Below are 17362 nucleotides of genomic sequence, written 5' to 3' on the forward strand. Positions count from 1 at the left end.
AGTTCGAGGTGGGGGGCATCTACCTTATCCACTTCCCCAGCGTCCAGGCCCTCGACAAACGGGGCGGCTCCCTGTTTGTGGCCTTCAAGTAGCCCGGAAAACGGTTTCGGCCCTACAAGGTCCCGGCCAGGCGCCGGGGCCTTTGTGGTTAGCCCGCCGTCTTGGCGAAGAGGGCCCGCGTGAGCAATCCGGCGATCTCGTTTGGGGTCTGGATGGCATGGTGCAAGCCGGCTCGGGCGATCGAGCCGGGCATGCCCCATACCGCACTGCTGGCCTCGTCTTGCACCACCACCACACCACCGTTGTCGCGGATGTGGCGGGCACCCTCCAGACCGTCCTGCCCCATGCCGGTAAGGACTATGGCGAGCACGTTGGTGCCCGGAAGCTCGGCCGCCGACTGAAACAGGGGATCCACCGCCGGCCGGCAGGAATTAATCCGGGGCTCCCGGTCCAGATGGACCGTCAGGCGATTGGTGTACTGGGACAGCCTCAGGTGGTTGTCGCCCGGGGCAACCAACCCGGTGCCGATGGAGACCTTCTCACCGTCGGCGGCCTCTCGCCAGGGCAAGGGACCGCGGGCGCCCAGACGCTCGGCGAAGGGGCCGGTAAACCCGGCCGCCATGTGCTGAACCAGCAACCCAGGGGTACGCACCGTGCCTTCCCCTTCCACGGCGGACAGAATGGTGTGAAGGATCTGCGGCCCCCCTGTAGAGCTTCCGATGACCACCAGGTCGGGCTGGAAGTTAGCTGGCACTCCGGTGCCCGCCTTGACCGGACGGGCCGGGGCCGCGGGGGGCTCGGCCTGCGCCTGGGGACCCGCAACGGAGGCTTCCTCTCCGCCACGCTTGCCCTTGGCGGCCTTTACCAGGCCACGCAGGGTGCGCGCCAGCTCGGTCACTGTCTCCTCGAGAGGCTCGCGCATCCCCGTGCGCGCCGGATCCGGCTTGCTGATGAACTCCTTGGCCCCGCGGGACAGACACTCCATGGTGACCTCGGCATTCTTCTTGAAGGCCGAGGAGAAGACCACTACGGTTAGATCGTCGCGTTTGGCGGGCTGAACGTGGTCCAGAAACTCGATGCCGGTCATCTCCGGCATCTCCACGTCCAGGACCACGGCGTCCGGCTGGGTCGAGTCCACCAGCTCCAGTCCCTGACGGCCATTGTGGGCGACCCCAACCACCTCCATGCCGGAGACCTGGTCCAGGCCCTTCTTGAGGACCGAACGGACCACCGCAGAATCGTCCACAACTAGGACTCGAATAGGCTCTGCCGATGCCATGCACCTGTCTCCCGGATCGCTAAGAGGGCCGCCCGCAACCGGGGTAGCCATCAACCCCGCCCAGGCCGGGGGCCAACCGGTCATTTTCCGCGCCGGAACCCTCGGCCCCTGAGGCGTTGAAAACCCGTTGGCAGACTATACCCAATCCCTCCCATTGCCGTCACCGACGGAAAAGGCGTGAGGCCTGAGCGAGGCTAACCCGGGTGTTGAGCCGTCAACCGCCTTGGCGTTTGGCGTTTCCTCCCCCGCGCCCCACTTGCCCCTCAGGCTTGGCGATCCAATCCAGGGGTATCGTTGGAAGGATCTTTTTGCCCGGAGGTATCTGAGTCTTCAGAGGCGGGCTCGGACAGGCCCTGCTCGAGGTAGGTGTACAGGGCCTTGCCGAGGCCCATACCACCGCCGTCGGTGCCCATGGAGGCCACCTGGCGATCGAAAAGATCCTGGTACATGTCGCCGGCGGAGCCGGTATCCACCACCCCTTCTCCCTCGGGGACGGTATCGCGCATGGCCGAGAAAACCTGGGCCATGAGAAGGGATTCGAATTTCTGCGATAGGCCTTTCAGCTGCTCCCGGGGGTTGGCCCCTGCGGCGGAAACCTGCGGATTGAATGCCAGCTCCATTAACCGCTCCTATCGCCGAATCCAATCTAGCTAGCGGCCACCATTGTCAGGCCGATGCCAACACCGGAGGGCACCGCCCACCGCCCTATATCACCTCAAGCTCCGCCGACAGCGCCCCCGATTGCTTGATTGCCCGCAGGATGGCCACAAGGTCGGTGGGGGTGGTACCGATCGAATTGAGGGCGCCGACGAGCGAGGAAAGCTCCACGCCGGGCTGCAGCATGACCAGCTCCGCCTCCTGCTGACCGGCTTCCACTTCCGTGCGCGGGACCACGGTGGTGACGCCCTCCCCGAAGGAGGCAGGTTGGCTGACCTGGGGGCGCTCGCTGATGGTGATGCTGAGGTTGCCGTGAGAAATCGCCACAGGGTGGATCCGGACATTCTCCCCGATCACCACCGTGCCGGTACGCTCATCGAGAACCACCCTGGCCTTGCGGTCGGTCTGCACCTGGAGGCTCTCGAGCCGGGCCACCAGCGGTACCATTTCATTTTGGTAGCTGTCGGGGACTTCCACCCGGACCGTGCCGGGATCGCTCGCCTTGGCGAACTGTCCGCCAAGCTCCTTATTGACCGATTTCGCGACCCGGTTGGCGGTGGTGAAATCGGTCTGACGAAGAGCCAGGCGCAACGTGCTCTGGTTATCCAGACCGTCCGGAGGGGCATTTTCAACCAGGGCACCGTTGGGAATGCGGCCGGCGCTTAGGTGGTTAACCTGGACCTGGCCGGCCTGGCCTCCGGCGCCGAAGCCACCCAGGCTAACCGCACCCTGGGCCACGGCGTAGACCTGGTTGTCCGGCCCTCGCAGGGGCGTCATGAGCAGTGTCCCGCCCCGGAGGCTGTCCGCATCGCCCACTGAGGACACTTCCACGTCGATCTTCTGGCCCTGGGCAGCGTAAGGGGGCAACGTAGCGGTGACCATGACTGCGGCGACGTTGTCCGGGCGCATGTCCCCCACCCGATCACGCAGGTTGATGCCCATGCGCTCGAGCATGGACACCATGGCCTGCAGGGTGAAGGGACTGGAAGTCTGGGGCGAGTCACCGGTGCCGTCCAGGCCGACTACCAGCCCGTAGCCCAAAAGCTGGTTGTCCCTCACTCCGATCACGTCGGCGATGTCCTTGATGCGCTCCGCCTGCCCCATCGCCGGCAAGCCCGCCATGGCCAGGATAAGGACAATGGCGATGGGCCGCCATGCGGTTGTTGCCTTTAGCCTCACGCCTTTCTCCTTCCTGGCTCAGAACGGCCACACGGTATGTAGGACCTTGGTCATCCAGCCTTCGTCCTGCTGCCTGGCCACCACGCCGTTGCCCGCGTACTGGATGCGGGCGTTCGCGATCTGACTTGACGTGATGGAATTGCTGGGGCCGATATCCTGTGGCCGGATTACCCCCGAAAGCACCATGTTCTGGACTTCATGGTTGATGGTCACCGCCCGGCGGCCCTTAATGCGCATATTGCCGTTGGCGAAGACATCCACCACCACCGCCGTCATGTTGCCGCTAAGGCTGGCCGAGCGGCTGGTCTCGCCACTCCCATCCATTTCGTTGCTGGTCGAAGTACCGATGGAAGTCTCGGGCTCGAAGCGGGGGTTCTTGTCCGCCAGGCTCTCCTCCAGACCCAGGAAGGCGGAAACCCCAGCCTCGTTGCTGGTTTGGCGTTCGGCCTGCGTGGAGGCCGAATTGTTGCCCTGGGTGTTCTCCGCCAGCTCCACGGTGATGATGTCGCCGACCTGGTGGGCTTTGTTGTCGGCGAACACCTCCTGCTGGCTCTGTCCCCAGAGCGACCCCTCCCCCCCTTGGGAAGGCTTGGCCGCAGGTGCATTGGCCTGAGCCTGAGCCACCTCCTTATCGATGGACTCGAGCTCTTCCGGGCTGGGCCCGGCGGCACAGCCGGCCAGGGCCACCAGTGCCCCGGCGATGGCCAAGGTCCGGATAGTCATCGCCGCTCCCCACGCTGGTTCCGTTGGTGCCGGCTCACCTTGGCCGTCTTCGGTCCGGTCAGGCGAGCATAGACCCGTTCACCGCTGTCCCGATTCTCCATGGCCAGGACCTCGCCCACAGCCCCCTGCTGCCGGATCAAGCCAGCGGCCGAGAGCCGGATCTTGTCGCTCTCGTAGACCAGCGTCACGGGGTCGCCGGAGCGCACATCGGGAGCCATGCGCAGTTTGGAGCGCCTCACCGGTTGGCCGTCGCCAACCGATTTGAGCACCGTGGTCCCGATCACCTCTTCCCGCGAGCCGAAGACAGACCAGCGGGAATCCTCCGCGGCGCGCAGGGCGGTGGTTACATCGTCCGATTCGATCCGTGTCCCGGGCGCCAGGTGGCCTTCGGCCACCACCACCTGGCGCCGGCGAGTCACTTTAACCGGCACGGTCCGCGATGCCGCCACCTCGCCGCCGGCGATGGCGCGAACGCGGACGCGGTTTGCCCCTTGGCCTGCCACCTTGAGCCGCGCATCCGGGGCCACTCCCTCAAAAACGGGCTTGCCTTGCGGGAAGACCACCTCGATCCGCTGGCTGTCCTCGGCCCGGGCCCGCAGGTATTTCCGCACAGCCGCGGCCACCCGGTCGCCGTCCACCTGGCGGACTCGGCGCGCCACCCGCGCCCCCAGCGGAATGTCCGTGGTTACCTCGTCCAGCGATACCCCCGCCTGCCAAAGGGCGTCCCCGAGGGCGCGCCCGGAAACCCGCCAGCCGGCCGAGCCGGGCTCGAACCGATGGACTGTCAGTTTCCGCACCTTGTCGCGGAGATCGGGCTGGCCGCCGCTTACCCGGGCGATATCCCCGATGCTGACGGCCTCGCCGGCCACCTCGCTGGTCTCTTCCACCTCCAGCACCAGCTCGCCCAAGGCCGGGGTAGCGGCCAGGAGCAGCCCGCTCATGATCAGGGTCGGGGTAATGCGAGCCATCGCCCTATCCTCGCGCGCTAGCGCTTCAGGTTATTGGCCATCTGCAGCATCTCGTCCGCAGTGGAGATGGCCTTGGAATTCACCTCGTAGGCCCGCTGAGCGGCGATCATGCTGGTCATCTCGTTGACCACGCTGACGTTGGAGTTCTCCAGATACCCCTGCTGCAGCGTTCCCGCCCCGTTGGCCCCGGGGAGTCCCTGCTGGGCCGGACCGGACGCGCCCGTTTCCATGAACAGGTTGCTGCCGCGGGCCTCGAGCCCGGCCGGATTGGTGAAGGTGGCCAGCTGGATCTGGCCCACCGTGGTAGTGCCGGTCGTACCCGGTTGCTGCACATCCACCGTGCCGTCCTGGGAGATGTTCACGGAGGTGGCATCCGGCGGGATGGTTATCCCGGAAAGCAGGGGATTGCCGTCGGGAGTAACCAACCGGCCCTGGTCGTCGATTTCCAAGGTCCCCGCCCGGGTATAGGCGGTTTCTCCTCCCGGAGTCTGAATCTGGAAGAAGCCTCTGCCCTCGATGGCTACGTCCAGATTGTTGCCAGTGCTCTCCAGGTTGCCCTGCTCGAAGAGCGGGCTTACCGAGGCGGTGCTGACCCCTAGGCCGATCTGGGAACCCGTGGGTACCTGGGTACCCGCGGCCGAGCTGGTGGCCCCGGGCAGGCGCTGGGTCTGATACATCTGGTCCTGGAAATCCGCACGGCTCTCCTTGAACCCGGTGGTATTGACGTTGGATAGGTTGTTGGAGATGACATCGACCCGGGTTTGCTGAGCCTTCATCCCGGAGGCCGCCGTCCACATCGCTCGATCCATGGCCGTTTCACTCCCTGGTTGCAGCCAAAAACAATCTTACTGGCCGGGGCTGGCCAGGCGCTGGCCGCTTTCGCTGAAGGTCTCGTCGATGGTGCGCATGGCTTTGGTCATGGCCTGGTAACGGCGCTGCAGGTCCATCATGGTCACCATTTCCTCCATGGTGTTGACGTTGGCCCGCTCCAGGTGACCGCCACGAATTTCGCTGTCCTCAGCCTCCGCCATATTCGCCGGCTGGCTGCGGTAGAGATTATCCCCCTGCTTCTCCATTAGGCCCGGATCCTGGGCGCGGAAAGCGGCGATCCGCGCCACCGGCCCCTGCCGATCCGGGACGAAGATCTGGCCATCCCGATTCAAGGTGACCTGATCGGAGCCGGGGCGGATGGGACTCCCCTGATCGTCCAGGACCGCCCGCCCTTCGGAATCGTTCAAGCGGCCGTCACTGCCTAGCTGGAAGTGGCCGTCACGGGTGTAGGCGAGGCCGCCGTCCTCGGCCCTGACCCGGAAAAAGCCCTCGCCCTCGACGGCGAAATCCAGGGCACGCCGGGTCTCCTGGAGGGTGCCCTGGGAGTAGTCGGTCTCGGTGCCCTGCATTACCGGGAAGGTGAGGGGCGCATCCGGCTGCCGGGCCGCTCGATTGGCCTGTGCCTGTGACAGGACACCCTCGAAATCCAACCGGTCCGCCTTGTAACCGGTGGTGTTGGCGTTGGCCAGATTATTGCTGACGGAATCCATGCGCCGACTCAGAGCCAGCGCGCCGGAAAGGGCGGTGTAGATGCTGCCTTCCTGCATGGGCGAACTCCTCCTTCGCCCATGCCTATTCAAGGGGCGTGCCAATCGGCTAGAAGGGGGCTCGACCGCGGCGAGAACGGGGTTAATGCCTGATGCAGGGAGGGCTAGGAGCAGCCCACGGAAGGGCCGGTGGGCAAATGAGCGGAAAAATTTACCGCCCCTTTTTGCCGGGGGGAGAGGGGTATCAGCCCTCCCCGGCGGTGCGGTCCAGGCGATAGATCTCGGCCAGGATCACGGCCATGGCCTCGTAGGTCTCGGGGGGGATCTCGCCGCCCAGCTCCAGGCGTGACAGCACCTCCACCAGAAACTGGTCCTCGCGGATGGGCACCCCGCTGTCGGCGGCGCGCTCCAGGAGGCGTTCGGCCAGGGTGCCATAGCCCTTGGCGGACAGCACCGGAGCTTCGGCCTCCTGCGCCCGGTAGCGCACGGCAACGGCCCGGCGCAGGGCCCGTGATTGGGAAGACGACTGGTCCTCAGTCATGCCCGCGCGCTCACGGTCCGCTCGAAGGCCTGGGCCCGCCGGAGGGACTCCGGAGGATCGGCCAAGCCCGGATCCGGACCCTCGATACGCAAGTTGATGGCCCGGCCAGCATTGCGGCACAGGTGCTCCAGCCGGCCCTGCTGATCCTCCAGTGCGACCTTGGTAGCGGCCGATTCGCAGCGGACCCGCCAGGCCCGTCCCTGGCCCAGGGGCATGATGAGCTCCATGCCTCCCAGGCGCTCGCTGGCAAGCCATACCCGCAAAGTCTGGCCCTGTCCGGGATCGAGTTCATCGCCTTCCTCGGAGTGGCCCCGCTCCTGGATCTGGACCCAGGCCCCGGACCGCTCACCGGAAAGGGGCAGCGGGATGTAGCCCCAGCGGTCCAGCAGTAGCCGACCCTTCTCGGTAAGCAGGCGTTCCCCCAGAGTGCCACTGCGATCGCCACGCTCGCCGCCGGCGGCCTCGCGGGACGGCTTGAGCAGGGCCTCAAGCCAATGGCGGGCGGCATCCCGGTTGCCGGCGATGCGTTCCTGGCCTTGCCCCTGCGTATTGAGAAGGGCGCTAACCAGACTTTGGGCGGTGCGCTGAGCCGATTCGGGCGATTGGGGTGTGGTCCTGGGGGGCGTCACCGAGTCCGAGGGGGGCGCCGGTGGCCGTCCTTCGGCGCTTATCGCCGCACCGCCCGTGGCGGCAGCGGCCTGGGGCCCTGCCGAGGCCGCCGAGGACGTGCCGCCCGAGGCCGACCCCGAAGCCGCCGCCTGGAGGGCCGCTGCGCCCTGCAGCGTGGGTGCCTGGAACGGGACCCGCGGTTGGGCCCATTGGCCTGGCTCCGCCACCCGCACCAATCGGACCGGTGAACTCGACGAGCCAACGAGAAGGCGGACGGTTGCCGGCAGCGAGGAGGACCGGGCCCCGGGACGGAGCGGTCCGCTATCCCCTTCACCCCCGCGCGCGGCCGGCCCTGAGTCCATCCCCCGGATGATCAACGGCATCCGGCCCGGACCGCGATCACCGCCCTGGACGCTGACTCGGCCGCTGCTTTCGGCTTGGGAATGCTGAGGGAGGGGCCAGGGATGGCGCTGCACCATATGGCCGAAGCGCTGGCTGACCCGATCCTGGATGTCCCCACGGTCCATCACGTGCAGGTACACCCGGCTGCCCTGAATCTCCGGCCGCACGAGCAGCCGGCTACCCCCCGTCAGGCCGGGGCGCTGGGGCTCGCCCTGGACATTATGGCCGAGCATGCGCAGCACCGGCTGCTCGCCACCGCGCACCACCAGCGCCGGATACAACCGGTCCGGCTGGAGGGTGGGAACCCCCGGCCGGGTCTGACCGACCCGGATGGGGGAGGTTTCAATGGGGCGAGATCCCGGAATCGGGCCGCTGGGTGTTTCCGCCATGGGAATGCCTTCTGGAACCTGGGGGTGGAGTCTAGGGTCCTCTCCCTCTTATCGCAGAGTTGGCGTTGCCCTTGAAGGGAAGTGAGGAGTGAGGCACAAGGGGGGTGCGGGGTAACGGCGAAAAAGGCAGACGACGCCTTATGCGCCGATGAGGCAGATAAACCCGGATGGAAAAGCGAGCCTCAAAGCAGGGATCCTTGCACCTGCTGGGGCTTTTTTCGCCGGAGCCGGAGTCTGGTCAGGAGGCCCGGGTCCTTCCCGCATTCGGGTGTTAGCTCTGCTTTTGCCGTATCTGCGCCCATCTTCGCCATCTGCGGATCGCGCCTTGGCCGTTGCCGTTAAACCTCTTTCCTCACCCCCCTCGCAGCTTGGCGATGAGCTCCCGCTCCTCCTCCGGGGGCTCGCCGCCCGGACGGGGGCCGGCCTCTTGGGTGGCCGCTTCCAGAGCCCGATACAGCATCCGCTCCTGCTCCAACCGATCCGAGCCCGCGGGCCGCTCCAGGGTCTCCTGGAGCTGGTACAGCAGGCGTCGCTCGCGCTCGGTGCGCTGGCTCCCGGAGCTTTCCAGGAGGTGGGCAATCTTCTCGCGCAGCTCCTGGGCCTGGGGCTCTGTTTCGACCGGTTGGTCCAGCTCGATCTCCGGCTGCTCCGGGACCGGCGGGGTTTCCCTACGGTAGGAGGGATCGCGCCGGGGTTCGGCCCGCCGCTCATCGGAACCCTCCGACTCCGGGGGACCTGATTCCTGGGATACCGCTTCCATGCTGCGCTCCAGCCGCCGCTGGACCGCGTCCAGGGCCGCGGTGGCCTCCGCGGAACGCTGGTCCACCTCGTCGAGAAGGCGGCGCAGGCGTCGCGGTCGAATGATCTCCAGGACCACCAGGGTCGCCAGCAGCACCACGATCAGGGCGTCAAGCACGGCCACCATGCTCATCCGTCGCCACCCTCGGCGTCCCAGCCCAGACGCCCCCGAAGCCGCAGCACCGCCTGGGTATGGAGCTGGGAAACCCGGGACTCGGTGATCGCAAGCACCTCGCCCACTTCCTTCATGGTGAGCTCTTCGTAGTAGTACAGGGCCAGCACCAGCTTTTCCCGCTGCGGCAACTCCTCCAATCCGGCCGCCAGGCCCTCCACCACCTCGTCCAGCTCGAGATGCTCGAAGGCCTCGGAATCCCGGCCCCGGTGCAGCCAATCGGCCACATCCTGACCCGGGAGGTCGCCGTCGGGGAGCTCCAGATCCTCCATGGACATCAGGGAGATTCCTCGGACCTCGTTCAGCAGCCGGAAGTATTCATCCTGTTCGACGCCCAGGAAGTTGGCCACCTCCTCAGCTTGGGCCGGTCGACCGTGCTTCTGTTCCAGGGTAGCGAAGGCATCTTCCAGGACATGGGCACGCCGCCGGGTTTCGGTGCCCATCCAGTCCGCCCGGCGCATCTCGTCGATCATGGCGCCGCGCACGCGGTAATCGGCGTAGGTGCGGAATTGCACCCCCCGAGAGGGATCGAATTTCCCTGCCGCCTGGATCAACGCCACCATGCCGGCATTGAGCAGGTCGTCCCGCTCCAGCCCATTGGGCAGACGCGGCGCCAGGCGCTCGGCGTGATAATAGATGACGTCCCCGAAATCGCTGAGCAGGCTGTCGGGATCGTTGGGGTCGACGGTGGAATAGCCACGCATGGGCCAGGGAACCCCTAAGCGCATTAATCACGCGAGCTGGAAGGGCGGTCTGAGGACCCGCCGCGGGCCTCATCGCTATCGCCCTGTGAGTCGGCGGAGGGCGGCGAGACCTCGAACGGATCGCCCAGCATGAACACCAGCAACGCACAGAACGCCCCAAACGCGATGCCGCCAACAGCGGCCCGGAACATTAAGGTGCCCAGGCCCAGGCCTTGTAGCAGGCCCAGGAAGTAGACCAGGGACAGCCCGGCGGCTAGGCCGAAAGCGAAAGCGGTGCGTGGTGGCAAGACAACCCTCCATGGGGTCGGGGTGAGCCGTGAGGTTGAGGCGTAATGGCGGAGAAGGCAGGCGACGGCTTATCCGCAGATGACCCAGATGACGGCTAAAACCGAAAAGGGACCCGGGCTCAGGTACTCAATGGTATTTTAATCTTTAGCCATATGGGCCATCCGCGGATGGGGCCTTGGCCTCTTCCGTTACACCCCACTCCGTCAGAAGCTGAAGCCGAGCTGGCCGGTGCCTCGCTCATCCAGAAGGTGGCTCCAGAACCGGACCATACCGCTTTCCCCGCTGATATCCGGCTGCGGCATGGCCACCAGGTGATCGGTGATCTGCTGCAACCGGCTCGCCGCCTTGGAGCGGGGATAGAGATCCACCAGGGCCTTCTGCTGACGGACCGCGCTTTCCAGGCGGCTGTCCTGGGGCAGCCAGCCCAGATTGACCAGCTCCAATCCGAGGAACCGGTCGGCGGCCAGGGCCAGGCGCTGGAACACGTGGTTGGCCTCGGAGGCGTTGCGGGCCATGTTAACCAGCACGTAGACCGGCCCCTTGCGGCCCTTCTGGTGGAGCACCTTGATCAGCCCGTAGGCATCGGCGATGGAGGTGGGCTCGGGGGTTACCACCGTCACCACCTCAGCGGCGGCCTGATTGAAATACAGCACATTGGGGGAGATCCCGGCGCCGGTATCAACCAGGAGGGTGTCGAAGGCCTCGCCGCACTCGTTGATGGCATCGATGAGGGCCAGTTTCTGGGCCGTCTCCAGGTTGGTCAGCTCGGACACTCCCGAGCCACCCGGCAGAAAGGTGACGCCCCCGGGGCCCTCGATGAGCACATCGCGGATACCGACCTTGCCGTCGATCACGTCCTGCAGCGTCCGCTTGGGCCGGACACCGAGCAGGACATCGATGTTGGCCAGCCCCAGATCGGCGTCCATGACCAGCACCCGCTGGCCCTGTCGGATCGCCAGCTGGGCCAGGGAGGTGACTACATTGGTCTTGCCTACCCCGCCCTTGCCGCTGGTGAAGGAGATGACCCGATGGCGCCCGGCAGTGGGGCCCCCGGGGCCCTTTTCCGAATTCCGGGACGATTGCGGCGCCATTTCGCGCAATCCCTGGGCCTGGTCCATTAGGCGTCCTCCTCGGCTTCGTCCAGACCCAGCAGCTGGCGGCGGATCATGGGGTAGGAGAAAAACCCGAAGTCCTCCGGGACCCGCTGACCGCTACCGAAAGCCGAAAGCGGCAGGCCGCTGGCCACCGCCACCTCCAGCGGCCGGGCGCGGCACACGGTCTCGTCCAGCTTGGTGGGCAGCAGGCTCGCCGGCTCCAGGCAGCGGAAGGTCTGATAGCTGACTCGGGCATCCTCGATGTCGGCGTTGGCGGGCAGCACCAGGTGCCGGCGCAGCCCGCCCTGACCGCGGAAGAGCTCACCCAGCTCGGCAACCTCCTCGCGTGCCCGCCCGCCGCGCCCGATGGTGTCCACCAGAACCACGTCGTAATCCGCCGCCCGCTGCAGAGCCCGTCCCAGCTCGTCGCGGTCGCGGGCCACCGACAGCGGCAGATCCATGATGCGGGCGTACTGCTGGAGCTGATCCAGGGCCCCGATACGGAAGGTGTCGGTGCCCACCAGGCACACGGATTTACCCGCCATGACGTAGCGTGCCGCCAGCTTGGCGATGGTGGTGGTTTTGCCGCTGCCGGTGGGGCCCACCAGAGCGGCGCGCACGGGGGCCCGCTCGCCGCGCAATCCCCCAGAGAGCTTGACCACGCGCTCGGAAGGCTGTCCTCGGCTCTCCACGCGCCACAGCACCCGCGCCACACTGGGGGAGAGGCCCCGCTTGCGCAGGCGGGCCTCCGCCTCGGCCACCGGCCCGGTTTCCATGACCGTTACCAGCCGCCGTAGCTCCGCGACCTCCTGGCGCAGGTCCCGGACGAAGGCCTCTGCGGCCTGATCGGTCGCGCCCCGGGACGGATCCTTGCCCTCTGGGCGGTTCGAGTCGCCCTCGCGCACAGCGGCATGGACCCGCCAGGACCCATCCGGCTGGCGCCAGGTATCCAGCATCTGGGCTTTGGGACCCAGCTCCTCCTGGGCGCGACGCATGGCCTGGCGCAGGGTCTTGCCTTCGAAATACGCCGACGGCTCGGCTGCTGTCACCGGCAAGGGCCTCCCTCCTTCGTGAGTGAGAGGTTAGGTGCTATGCAAAAAGGCAACAGCGTTATCCGCAGATGACGCAGATGAACGCAGATAAGACAAAACTGTGTCCGGGTTTGGACCCGTTTCGGCTTTAGCCGTAAGTATTCCCAAGGTTTGCGGTTTAGACGTCATCTGCGTCATCTGCGGATAAGCCGTGGGGTGGAGCTCGCCGTTACCCCTCACCACGCCCCGGCCCCGCCCCCTCCATGCGGACGGCGGCCACATTGCGGATCTGGGCGTCACGGGTCAGCTCCAGGGTGGAGATTACCCGCAAACCCTGAATGAACGCGGACAGCAGCTCCGCCAGATGAGGCCGCAGGCCCGGTGTGGTCAGCAGGATGGGCTGATCCATCTCCGCCAGGGCCTGCTCGAAGGTCTGATTGGTGGCCTGGAGCAGCGACTGGGCGAAGCTTGGATCGATGGCCATCTCGTCACCTTCCCGATCGGGCAGGTTCTGCGACAGCCGCTCTTCCAGGTCCGGATCCAGGGTCACCACCGCCAGCACCCCCTGGGCGTTGCTAAAGGTCTGGGTGATCACCCGCGCCAGCGACCGGCGCACCAGCTCGGTCAGCGAGCGGATGCTGCCCGTAACCGGGGCGTAATCCCCCAAGGTTTCCATGATGGTGAGCAGGTCGCGGATGGGCACCCCTTCCCGCAACAGGGCCTGGAGTACCTTCTGCACCGCTCCGAGAGTCATGCGCTCGGGAACCACCTCTTCCACCACCTTGGGGTATTCCTTGGCCAGATTGTCTAGCAAATGTTGTACCGCTTGCCGGGACAGCAGCTCATGGCCGTGACTGCGGACCACCTCCGTGAGGTGGGTCATCAGGGCCGAGGGCGGATCCACCACGGTGTAGCCGTTGAAGGCGGCCGCGTCCCGCTGGTCCTCCTCGATCCACACCGCCGGCAGGCCGAACGCCGGCTCCCGGGTTTCCTCTCCAGACACCCGCTCGGTCACCGCGCCGCTGTCGAGCGCCAGCAGCCGGTTGGGGTTGACCTGGCCGGTAGCCACCAGCCCATCCCGAATATAAACGCGGTACTCGTACATATTCAGGGACAGGTTGTCCTTGATGTGGATTGGCGGCACCACGAAGCCCATCTCGCGTGCGATCTGGCGGCGCATGGAGCGGATCCGGTCCAGCATGTCCTGGCTCTGCAGCAGGCTCACCAGGCCGTAGCCCACCTCCAGGCGCATGGCGTCTACCGCCAATAGCTGGTCCACCTCTGCTTGCTCCTCCTGCTCGGTGGGCGGCTCCGGGGCCTCCACTTCCGCCGGCGGTTGCGCCTCGGCCTCGGCCGGGGCCGCCGGGGTGCGCATCAGGTAGTACGCCACGCCACCCACCGCCAGCCCGAGGAGGGCGAAGGGCAGGAAAGGCAGGCCCGGGATGATTGCCAAAAAGGCCAGCACCCCAGCGGTCACGCCCATTACGCGAGGACGGGCGGTGACCTGCTCGAAGATGTCGGCGGAGATATGGGAGTCGGTATCTGTGCGGGTGACCAGGATGCCCGCGGAGGTGGACAGAACCAGGGCGGGGATCTGCGTCACCAGGCCGTCACCCACCGTCAGCACGGTGAACACCCGGGCCGCCTCGGCCAGGTCCATGCCGTGCTGCAGGGTGCCGATGATCAGGCCGCCGATGACGTTGATCATGGTAATCAGGATGCCCGCGATGGCGTCGCCGCGAACGAACTTGGAGGCGCCGTCCATGGAGCCGTAGAAGTCGGAGCTGTCCTCCAGCTCCTCCCGCCGGCGCTTGGCCTCCTCCTCGCTGATCAGGCCCGAGTTGAGATCGGCGTCGATGCTCATCTGCTTGCCGGGCATGGAATCCAGCGCGAAGCGGGCGCTCACTTCCGCCACGCGGGTGGCGCCGCGGGTAATCACCACGAAGTTCACGATCACCAGGATGACGAAGACCACCAGCCCCACCACGTAGTTGCCGCCCACCACGAACTGACCGAAGGCCTCGATCACCTCGCCGGCGGCGTCCTCGCCGTCCTGGCCGTGCAGCAGGATGCGCCGGGTGGTGGCGACGTTGATGGCCAGCCGGAACAGCGTGGTCACCAGCAGCACCGCGGGGAACACCGAGAAATCCAGCGGCCGCTGAACATAGAGCACCACCAGCAGGATCATCACCCCCACGGTGATGTTCAGGCTGATGAGCAGGTCCAGGACGACTGCCGGGATGGGGATCATCATGACCCCCAGAATTCCCACCACCCCCGCGGCCAGCAGGATATCCGTCTGCCGGGCGAGGGTCTGAAGCCGTTCGCTAAGGGCTGGCGCTTGGGCCATGATTCCTCAGTCTCGAAAGGCGTTATCGCAGATGTCGCCGATTAACGCAGAAGACGGCGTCAGGAACTGGTCCAGACGCAGCACTCGTATTGGAGCTTGGGGCCGCCAAAGTTCAATAACAGCCCACGTTCATAGCCTGTAGCCCGTAGATAGTTTAAAAGCTGGGCCTTCTCCCTAGATCCCACCCGGCCAAGGGCCTTCAGCTCAACCAGCAAATCCTGGTAGCAAACCATATCGGCCCGGTAGGTACAGGCTAACTTCTCGCCGCGATACCAAACTTCCACCGGCACTTGGGCCTGGAAAGGAACCTCCTGCATGGTCAGCTCGATTCCCAAGGCCTCTTGATACACGGCTCCAAAAAACCAGGCCCCAACCGGGAATGGACCTCCATAGCCGCGCCGATCAACGTGTAGCTCTCGGCATCCCGATCCAAGCGCTTCCCCCTTTATTCTTCTTGCCTTCGCTTGCATCTGCGGCCATCGGCGTCATCTGCGGATCGGGCCATTGACGCCTAGGGTGCCGGTCCCGTTTCCACTCCCTCCGGCTGGGGCTGGTGCGCCGGGTCGTAGACCCAGGCGAGGATCTGGGCGATGACCTGGTAGAGGTCCTCGGGGATGACGTCGCCCACCTCCACCGAGTCATACAAGACCCGGGCCACCGGCGGGCGGCGGATGACAGCCACCCCGGCGTCCTCCGCCAGCTCGCGGATGCGTCGGGCCTGATAGCCGCTGCCCATCGCCAGGACCTTGGGCGCGGGGGCCTCGCTGCGGTCGTACTTGAGCGCCACCGCCAGGTGGGTGGGGTTGGTGATGACCACATCGGACTCGGGGACCTCGGCCATCATGCGGCCCTGCGCCATTTCCTTCTGCTTTTGCTGGCGCTGCTGCTTGACCTGGGGATCGCCCTCGGTCTGCTTGTGCTCCTCCTGGACCTCGCGCTTGGTCATGCGCAGGTCCTCCTCGTGCTGGTAGACCTGGAAGGAGTAGTCCAGGGCGGCCAGGATCAGGAACAGGACCACCGATAGCAGCAGCACGAAGCCCACCAGGTCCCGAAGCACGCCCATTCCCTCGCCCACCGTATAGGCCGGGGTACTGAGGATGGTGGTCCAATAGAGCCACAGAGTGGCGGCGCCGATAGCGCCCAGCATCCCCACCTTGAACAGGGACTTGAAGAACTCCATGAGCCCGCGCATGGAGAAGATCCGCTGCAGGCCCTTGATCGGCGAAATCTTGGAGGCCTTGGGCTTGATCGGGTCGATGGAGACGTTCATCTGGGTCTGCAGCACCCCCGCCATGAACACCGCGATGGCCAGGGGGAACAGCAGCGGCAGCAGCACCGCCGCGAGGTGACCGGCCACCGCTTCCAGGCCACCCACCACGGTATCGAGGGTCAGGCCGCGCCAGTCATTGAAGCGGAAGAAATCCGTCAATGCGGCCGTTAGGGCGCTGCCCATGGCCTCGCCGCCCAGGTATAGGGTGCCCAGACCCGCCAGGAACAGCGCCGCCGTACCTACCTCGCGTGAGGTGGGAAGCTGCCCCTTCTCGCGCGCTTCCTCGCGCCGCTTCGGGGTTGGTTCCTCGGTCTTTTGCGCCTTGTCCTGTTCCTCGGCCATCCCCTACCGTCCTGCCCTGCTATGCCATGGAAAAGGCGAGGCCTATCCGTAGATGGCGCAGATAAACGCATATGAAAGATAAACCCCCGGCCACTTGGCTCGGCAACGGATTCTGTAGGAGGGGCCATTGGCCCCGACCACCTCGACCAACCTTTCCTCACCCCCGGGAGGCGCTCCATTCCAGTGATGGACGACCGTTTGCGAAGCCCTCCCTGAAGGAAAGGGTAGACCACCGGGGCAAAACGGCGGCCAACCGGGCCGGAGCGCCTTGGGGCCTTTTGATCTGCGTTCATCTGCGCCATCTGCGGATCCGGCATTGCCTCACCCGCCCAGCACCCGCAGCAGCCCCAGGCTACGCTCCACGAAGCTGCGGAACTCCTCCTGGAGGACGCCGGCGGACACCCCCAGCATCGCGGAGAACATGAACAGCCCCAGGGCGATGTTCAGCGGATGGAGGACGAAGAACACCTGGATCTGCGGTGCGGCCCGGCTCATCACCCCCGCGGCGGCGTACACCGTCATCAGGGTCAACAGCACCGGCAAGGCCAGGCGCACACCCAGGGCGAACATGTGGCCGCCGGACTCCATCACCGCGCGGGCGCCGGCATCGCCCAAGGCCATCTGGCCCGGGGCTACCTGCTGGAAGCTCTCCACCAGCAGGCGCAGGAACAGGTAGTGGCCGTCCACCGCCACGAACAGCACGATGGCGAAGAAGGTGTAGAACTGGGCCAGGACGTTGATCTGGCTGTTGGTCGCCGGGTCGAAAACGTTAGCCAGAGCCATGCCCATGGTGAAGCCCATGGCCTGGCCCGCCAGCTGCACCGCCCCCAACAGCAGGGTGAAAGCGAAGCCCATGATCGCCCCGAGGAGGACTTCCTGGATCATCAGCACCGCCATGGCCAGATTGTTGGTAACGGTCAAATCCGGAACATGCTCCCGGACCAGCGGGTAAAGGGCGAAGGCCAGGGCCAGGCCCAGCAGGATCTGGACCCGGGCGTTGATGGCCTCGTTGGAGAACAGGGGCGCCA

General features: G+C 66.1%; 18 protein-coding genes. All 18 read right to left on the minus strand.

The window, feature by feature from the left end; all coding sequences use genetic code 11:
* Window positions 1–148 precede the first annotated feature (148 nt).
* A complete protein-coding gene (cheB, locus tag V5A19_RS11720; protein ID WP_332327823.1) occupies window positions 149–1279 on the minus strand; it encodes a chemotaxis-specific protein-glutamate methyltransferase CheB in 1131 nt (376 codons plus the stop codon).
* A gap of 263 nt (window positions 1280–1542) precedes the next feature.
* Window positions 1543–1899, minus strand: coding sequence for a rod-binding protein (locus V5A19_RS11725; protein ID WP_332327824.1), 357 nt, complete (start codon window positions 1897–1899; stop codon window positions 1543–1545).
* An 85-nt stretch (window positions 1900–1984) separates the two neighbouring features.
* Entirely contained in the window at window positions 1985–3058 is a 1074-nt protein-coding gene (locus V5A19_RS11730; protein ID WP_443081473.1) for a flagellar basal body P-ring protein FlgI, read from the minus strand.
* 75 nt (window positions 3059–3133) lie between these two features.
* Window positions 3134–3838 (minus strand): flagellar basal body L-ring protein FlgH, encoded by a 705-nt coding sequence (locus V5A19_RS11735; protein ID WP_332319849.1) that lies wholly within the window; start codon window positions 3836–3838, stop codon window positions 3134–3136.
* On the minus strand, window positions 3835–4806 hold the full coding sequence (gene flgA / locus V5A19_RS11740) for a flagellar basal body P-ring formation chaperone FlgA (RefSeq protein ID WP_332319848.1): 972 nt from the start codon (window positions 4804–4806) through the stop codon (window positions 3835–3837). The genes V5A19_RS11735 and flgA overlap by 4 nt, the downstream gene beginning before the upstream one ends.
* A 17-nt stretch (window positions 4807–4823) precedes the next feature.
* Window positions 4824–5615 carry a flagellar basal-body rod protein FlgG gene (gene flgG, locus V5A19_RS11745; protein WP_332319847.1) on the minus strand — a complete coding sequence of 264 codons (792 nt, stop codon included), beginning with the start codon at window positions 5613–5615 and terminating at the stop codon, window positions 4824–4826.
* A 36-nt stretch (window positions 5616–5651) separates the two neighbouring features.
* A complete protein-coding gene (flgF, locus tag V5A19_RS11750) occupies window positions 5652–6404 on the minus strand; it encodes a flagellar basal-body rod protein FlgF (RefSeq protein WP_332319846.1) in 753 nt (250 codons plus the stop codon).
* Window positions 6405–6588: 184 nt separating this feature from the next.
* A complete protein-coding gene (locus V5A19_RS11755; RefSeq protein WP_332327825.1) occupies window positions 6589–6885 on the minus strand; it encodes an EscU/YscU/HrcU family type III secretion system export apparatus switch protein in 297 nt (98 codons plus the stop codon).
* Complete coding sequence (locus tag V5A19_RS11760; RefSeq protein ID WP_332319760.1) at window positions 6882–8285, minus strand: hypothetical protein; 1404 nt, start codon at window positions 8283–8285, stop codon at window positions 6882–6884. The genes V5A19_RS11755 and V5A19_RS11760 overlap by 4 nt, the downstream gene beginning before the upstream one ends.
* Before the next feature lie 352 nt (window positions 8286–8637).
* Entirely contained in the window at window positions 8638–9216 is a 579-nt protein-coding gene (locus V5A19_RS11765; protein ID WP_332319759.1) for a hypothetical protein, read from the minus strand.
* Window positions 9213–9959 carry a FliA/WhiG family RNA polymerase sigma factor gene (locus V5A19_RS11770; protein WP_332319758.1) on the minus strand — a complete coding sequence of 249 codons (747 nt, stop codon included), beginning with the start codon at window positions 9957–9959 and terminating at the stop codon, window positions 9213–9215. Before V5A19_RS11770 ends, V5A19_RS11765 begins: the two co-directional genes overlap by 4 nt.
* A gap of 23 nt (window positions 9960–9982) precedes the next feature.
* Entirely contained in the window at window positions 9983–10246 is a 264-nt protein-coding gene (locus V5A19_RS11775; RefSeq protein WP_332319757.1) for a hypothetical protein, read from the minus strand.
* A 204-nt stretch (window positions 10247–10450) separates the two neighbouring features.
* The gene (locus V5A19_RS11780; RefSeq protein WP_332319756.1) at window positions 10451–11365 is read right to left on the minus strand and encodes a MinD/ParA family protein; all 915 of its coding nucleotides are present in this window, start codon (window positions 11363–11365) and stop codon (window positions 10451–10453) included.
* Entirely contained in the window at window positions 11365–12390 is a 1026-nt protein-coding gene (locus tag V5A19_RS11785) for a hypothetical protein (RefSeq protein ID WP_332319762.1), read from the minus strand. Before V5A19_RS11785 ends, V5A19_RS11780 begins: the two co-directional genes overlap by 1 nt.
* 211 nt (window positions 12391–12601) lie before the next feature.
* Window positions 12602–14722, minus strand: a complete 2121-nt coding sequence (gene flhA / locus V5A19_RS11790; protein ID WP_332327826.1) for a flagellar biosynthesis protein FlhA — start codon at window positions 14720–14722, stop codon at window positions 12602–12604.
* A gap of 59 nt (window positions 14723–14781) precedes the next feature.
* Window positions 14782–15057 (minus strand): GxxExxY protein, encoded by a 276-nt coding sequence (locus tag V5A19_RS11795; RefSeq protein ID WP_443081451.1) that lies wholly within the window; start codon window positions 15055–15057, stop codon window positions 14782–14784.
* A 176-nt stretch (window positions 15058–15233) separates the two neighbouring features.
* Window positions 15234–16334, minus strand: a complete 1101-nt coding sequence (gene flhB, locus V5A19_RS11800; RefSeq protein WP_332319419.1) for a flagellar biosynthesis protein FlhB — start codon at window positions 16332–16334, stop codon at window positions 15234–15236.
* 321 nt (window positions 16335–16655) lie between these two features.
* On the minus strand, window positions 16656–17362 hold a 707-nt coding region (gene fliR, locus V5A19_RS11805), incomplete at its 5' end, for a flagellar biosynthetic protein FliR (protein ID WP_332327827.1).

The sequence above is a fragment of the Thiohalorhabdus sp. genome (assembly GCF_036628635.1).
Taxonomy (GTDB): domain Bacteria; phylum Pseudomonadota; class Gammaproteobacteria; order Thiohalorhabdales; family Thiohalorhabdaceae; genus Thiohalorhabdus.

Coding starts and splice junctions, on each gene's coding strand:
- cheB (WP_332327823.1), bottom strand. CDS start 1,279: ATGGCATCGGCAGAGCCTATTCGAGTCCTAGTTGTGGACGATTCTGCG.
- V5A19_RS11725 (WP_332327824.1), bottom strand. CDS start 1,899: ATGGAGCTGGCATTCAATCCGCAGGTTTCCGCCGCAGGGGCCAACCCC.
- V5A19_RS11730 (WP_443081473.1), bottom strand. CDS start 3,058: ATGGCGGGCTTGCCGGCGATGGGGCAGGCGGAGCGCATCAAGGACATC.
- V5A19_RS11735 (WP_332319849.1), bottom strand. CDS start 3,838: ATGACTATCCGGACCTTGGCCATCGCCGGGGCACTGGTGGCCCTGGCC.
- flgA (WP_332319848.1), bottom strand. CDS start 4,806: ATGGCTCGCATTACCCCGACCCTGATCATGAGCGGGCTGCTCCTGGCC.
- flgG (WP_332319847.1), bottom strand. CDS start 5,615: ATGGATCGAGCGATGTGGACGGCGGCCTCCGGGATGAAGGCTCAGCAA.
- flgF (WP_332319846.1), bottom strand. CDS start 6,404: ATGCAGGAAGGCAGCATCTACACCGCCCTTTCCGGCGCGCTGGCTCTG.
- V5A19_RS11755 (WP_332327825.1), bottom strand. CDS start 6,885: ATGACTGAGGACCAGTCGTCTTCCCAATCACGGGCCCTGCGCCGGGCC.
- V5A19_RS11760 (WP_332319760.1), bottom strand. CDS start 8,285: ATGGCGGAAACACCCAGCGGCCCGATTCCGGGATCTCGCCCCATTGAA.
- V5A19_RS11765 (WP_332319759.1), bottom strand. CDS start 9,216: ATGAGCATGGTGGCCGTGCTTGACGCCCTGATCGTGGTGCTGCTGGCG.
- V5A19_RS11770 (WP_332319758.1), bottom strand. CDS start 9,959: ATGCGTGGCTATTCCACCGTCGACCCCAACGATCCCGACAGCCTGCTC.
- V5A19_RS11780 (WP_332319756.1), bottom strand. CDS start 11,365: ATGGACCAGGCCCAGGGATTGCGCGAAATGGCGCCGCAATCGTCCCGG.
- flhA (WP_332327826.1), bottom strand. CDS start 14,722: ATGGCCCAAGCGCCAGCCCTTAGCGAACGGCTTCAGACCCTCGCCCGG.
- flhB (WP_332319419.1), bottom strand. CDS start 16,334: ATGGCCGAGGAACAGGACAAGGCGCAAAAGACCGAGGAACCAACCCCG.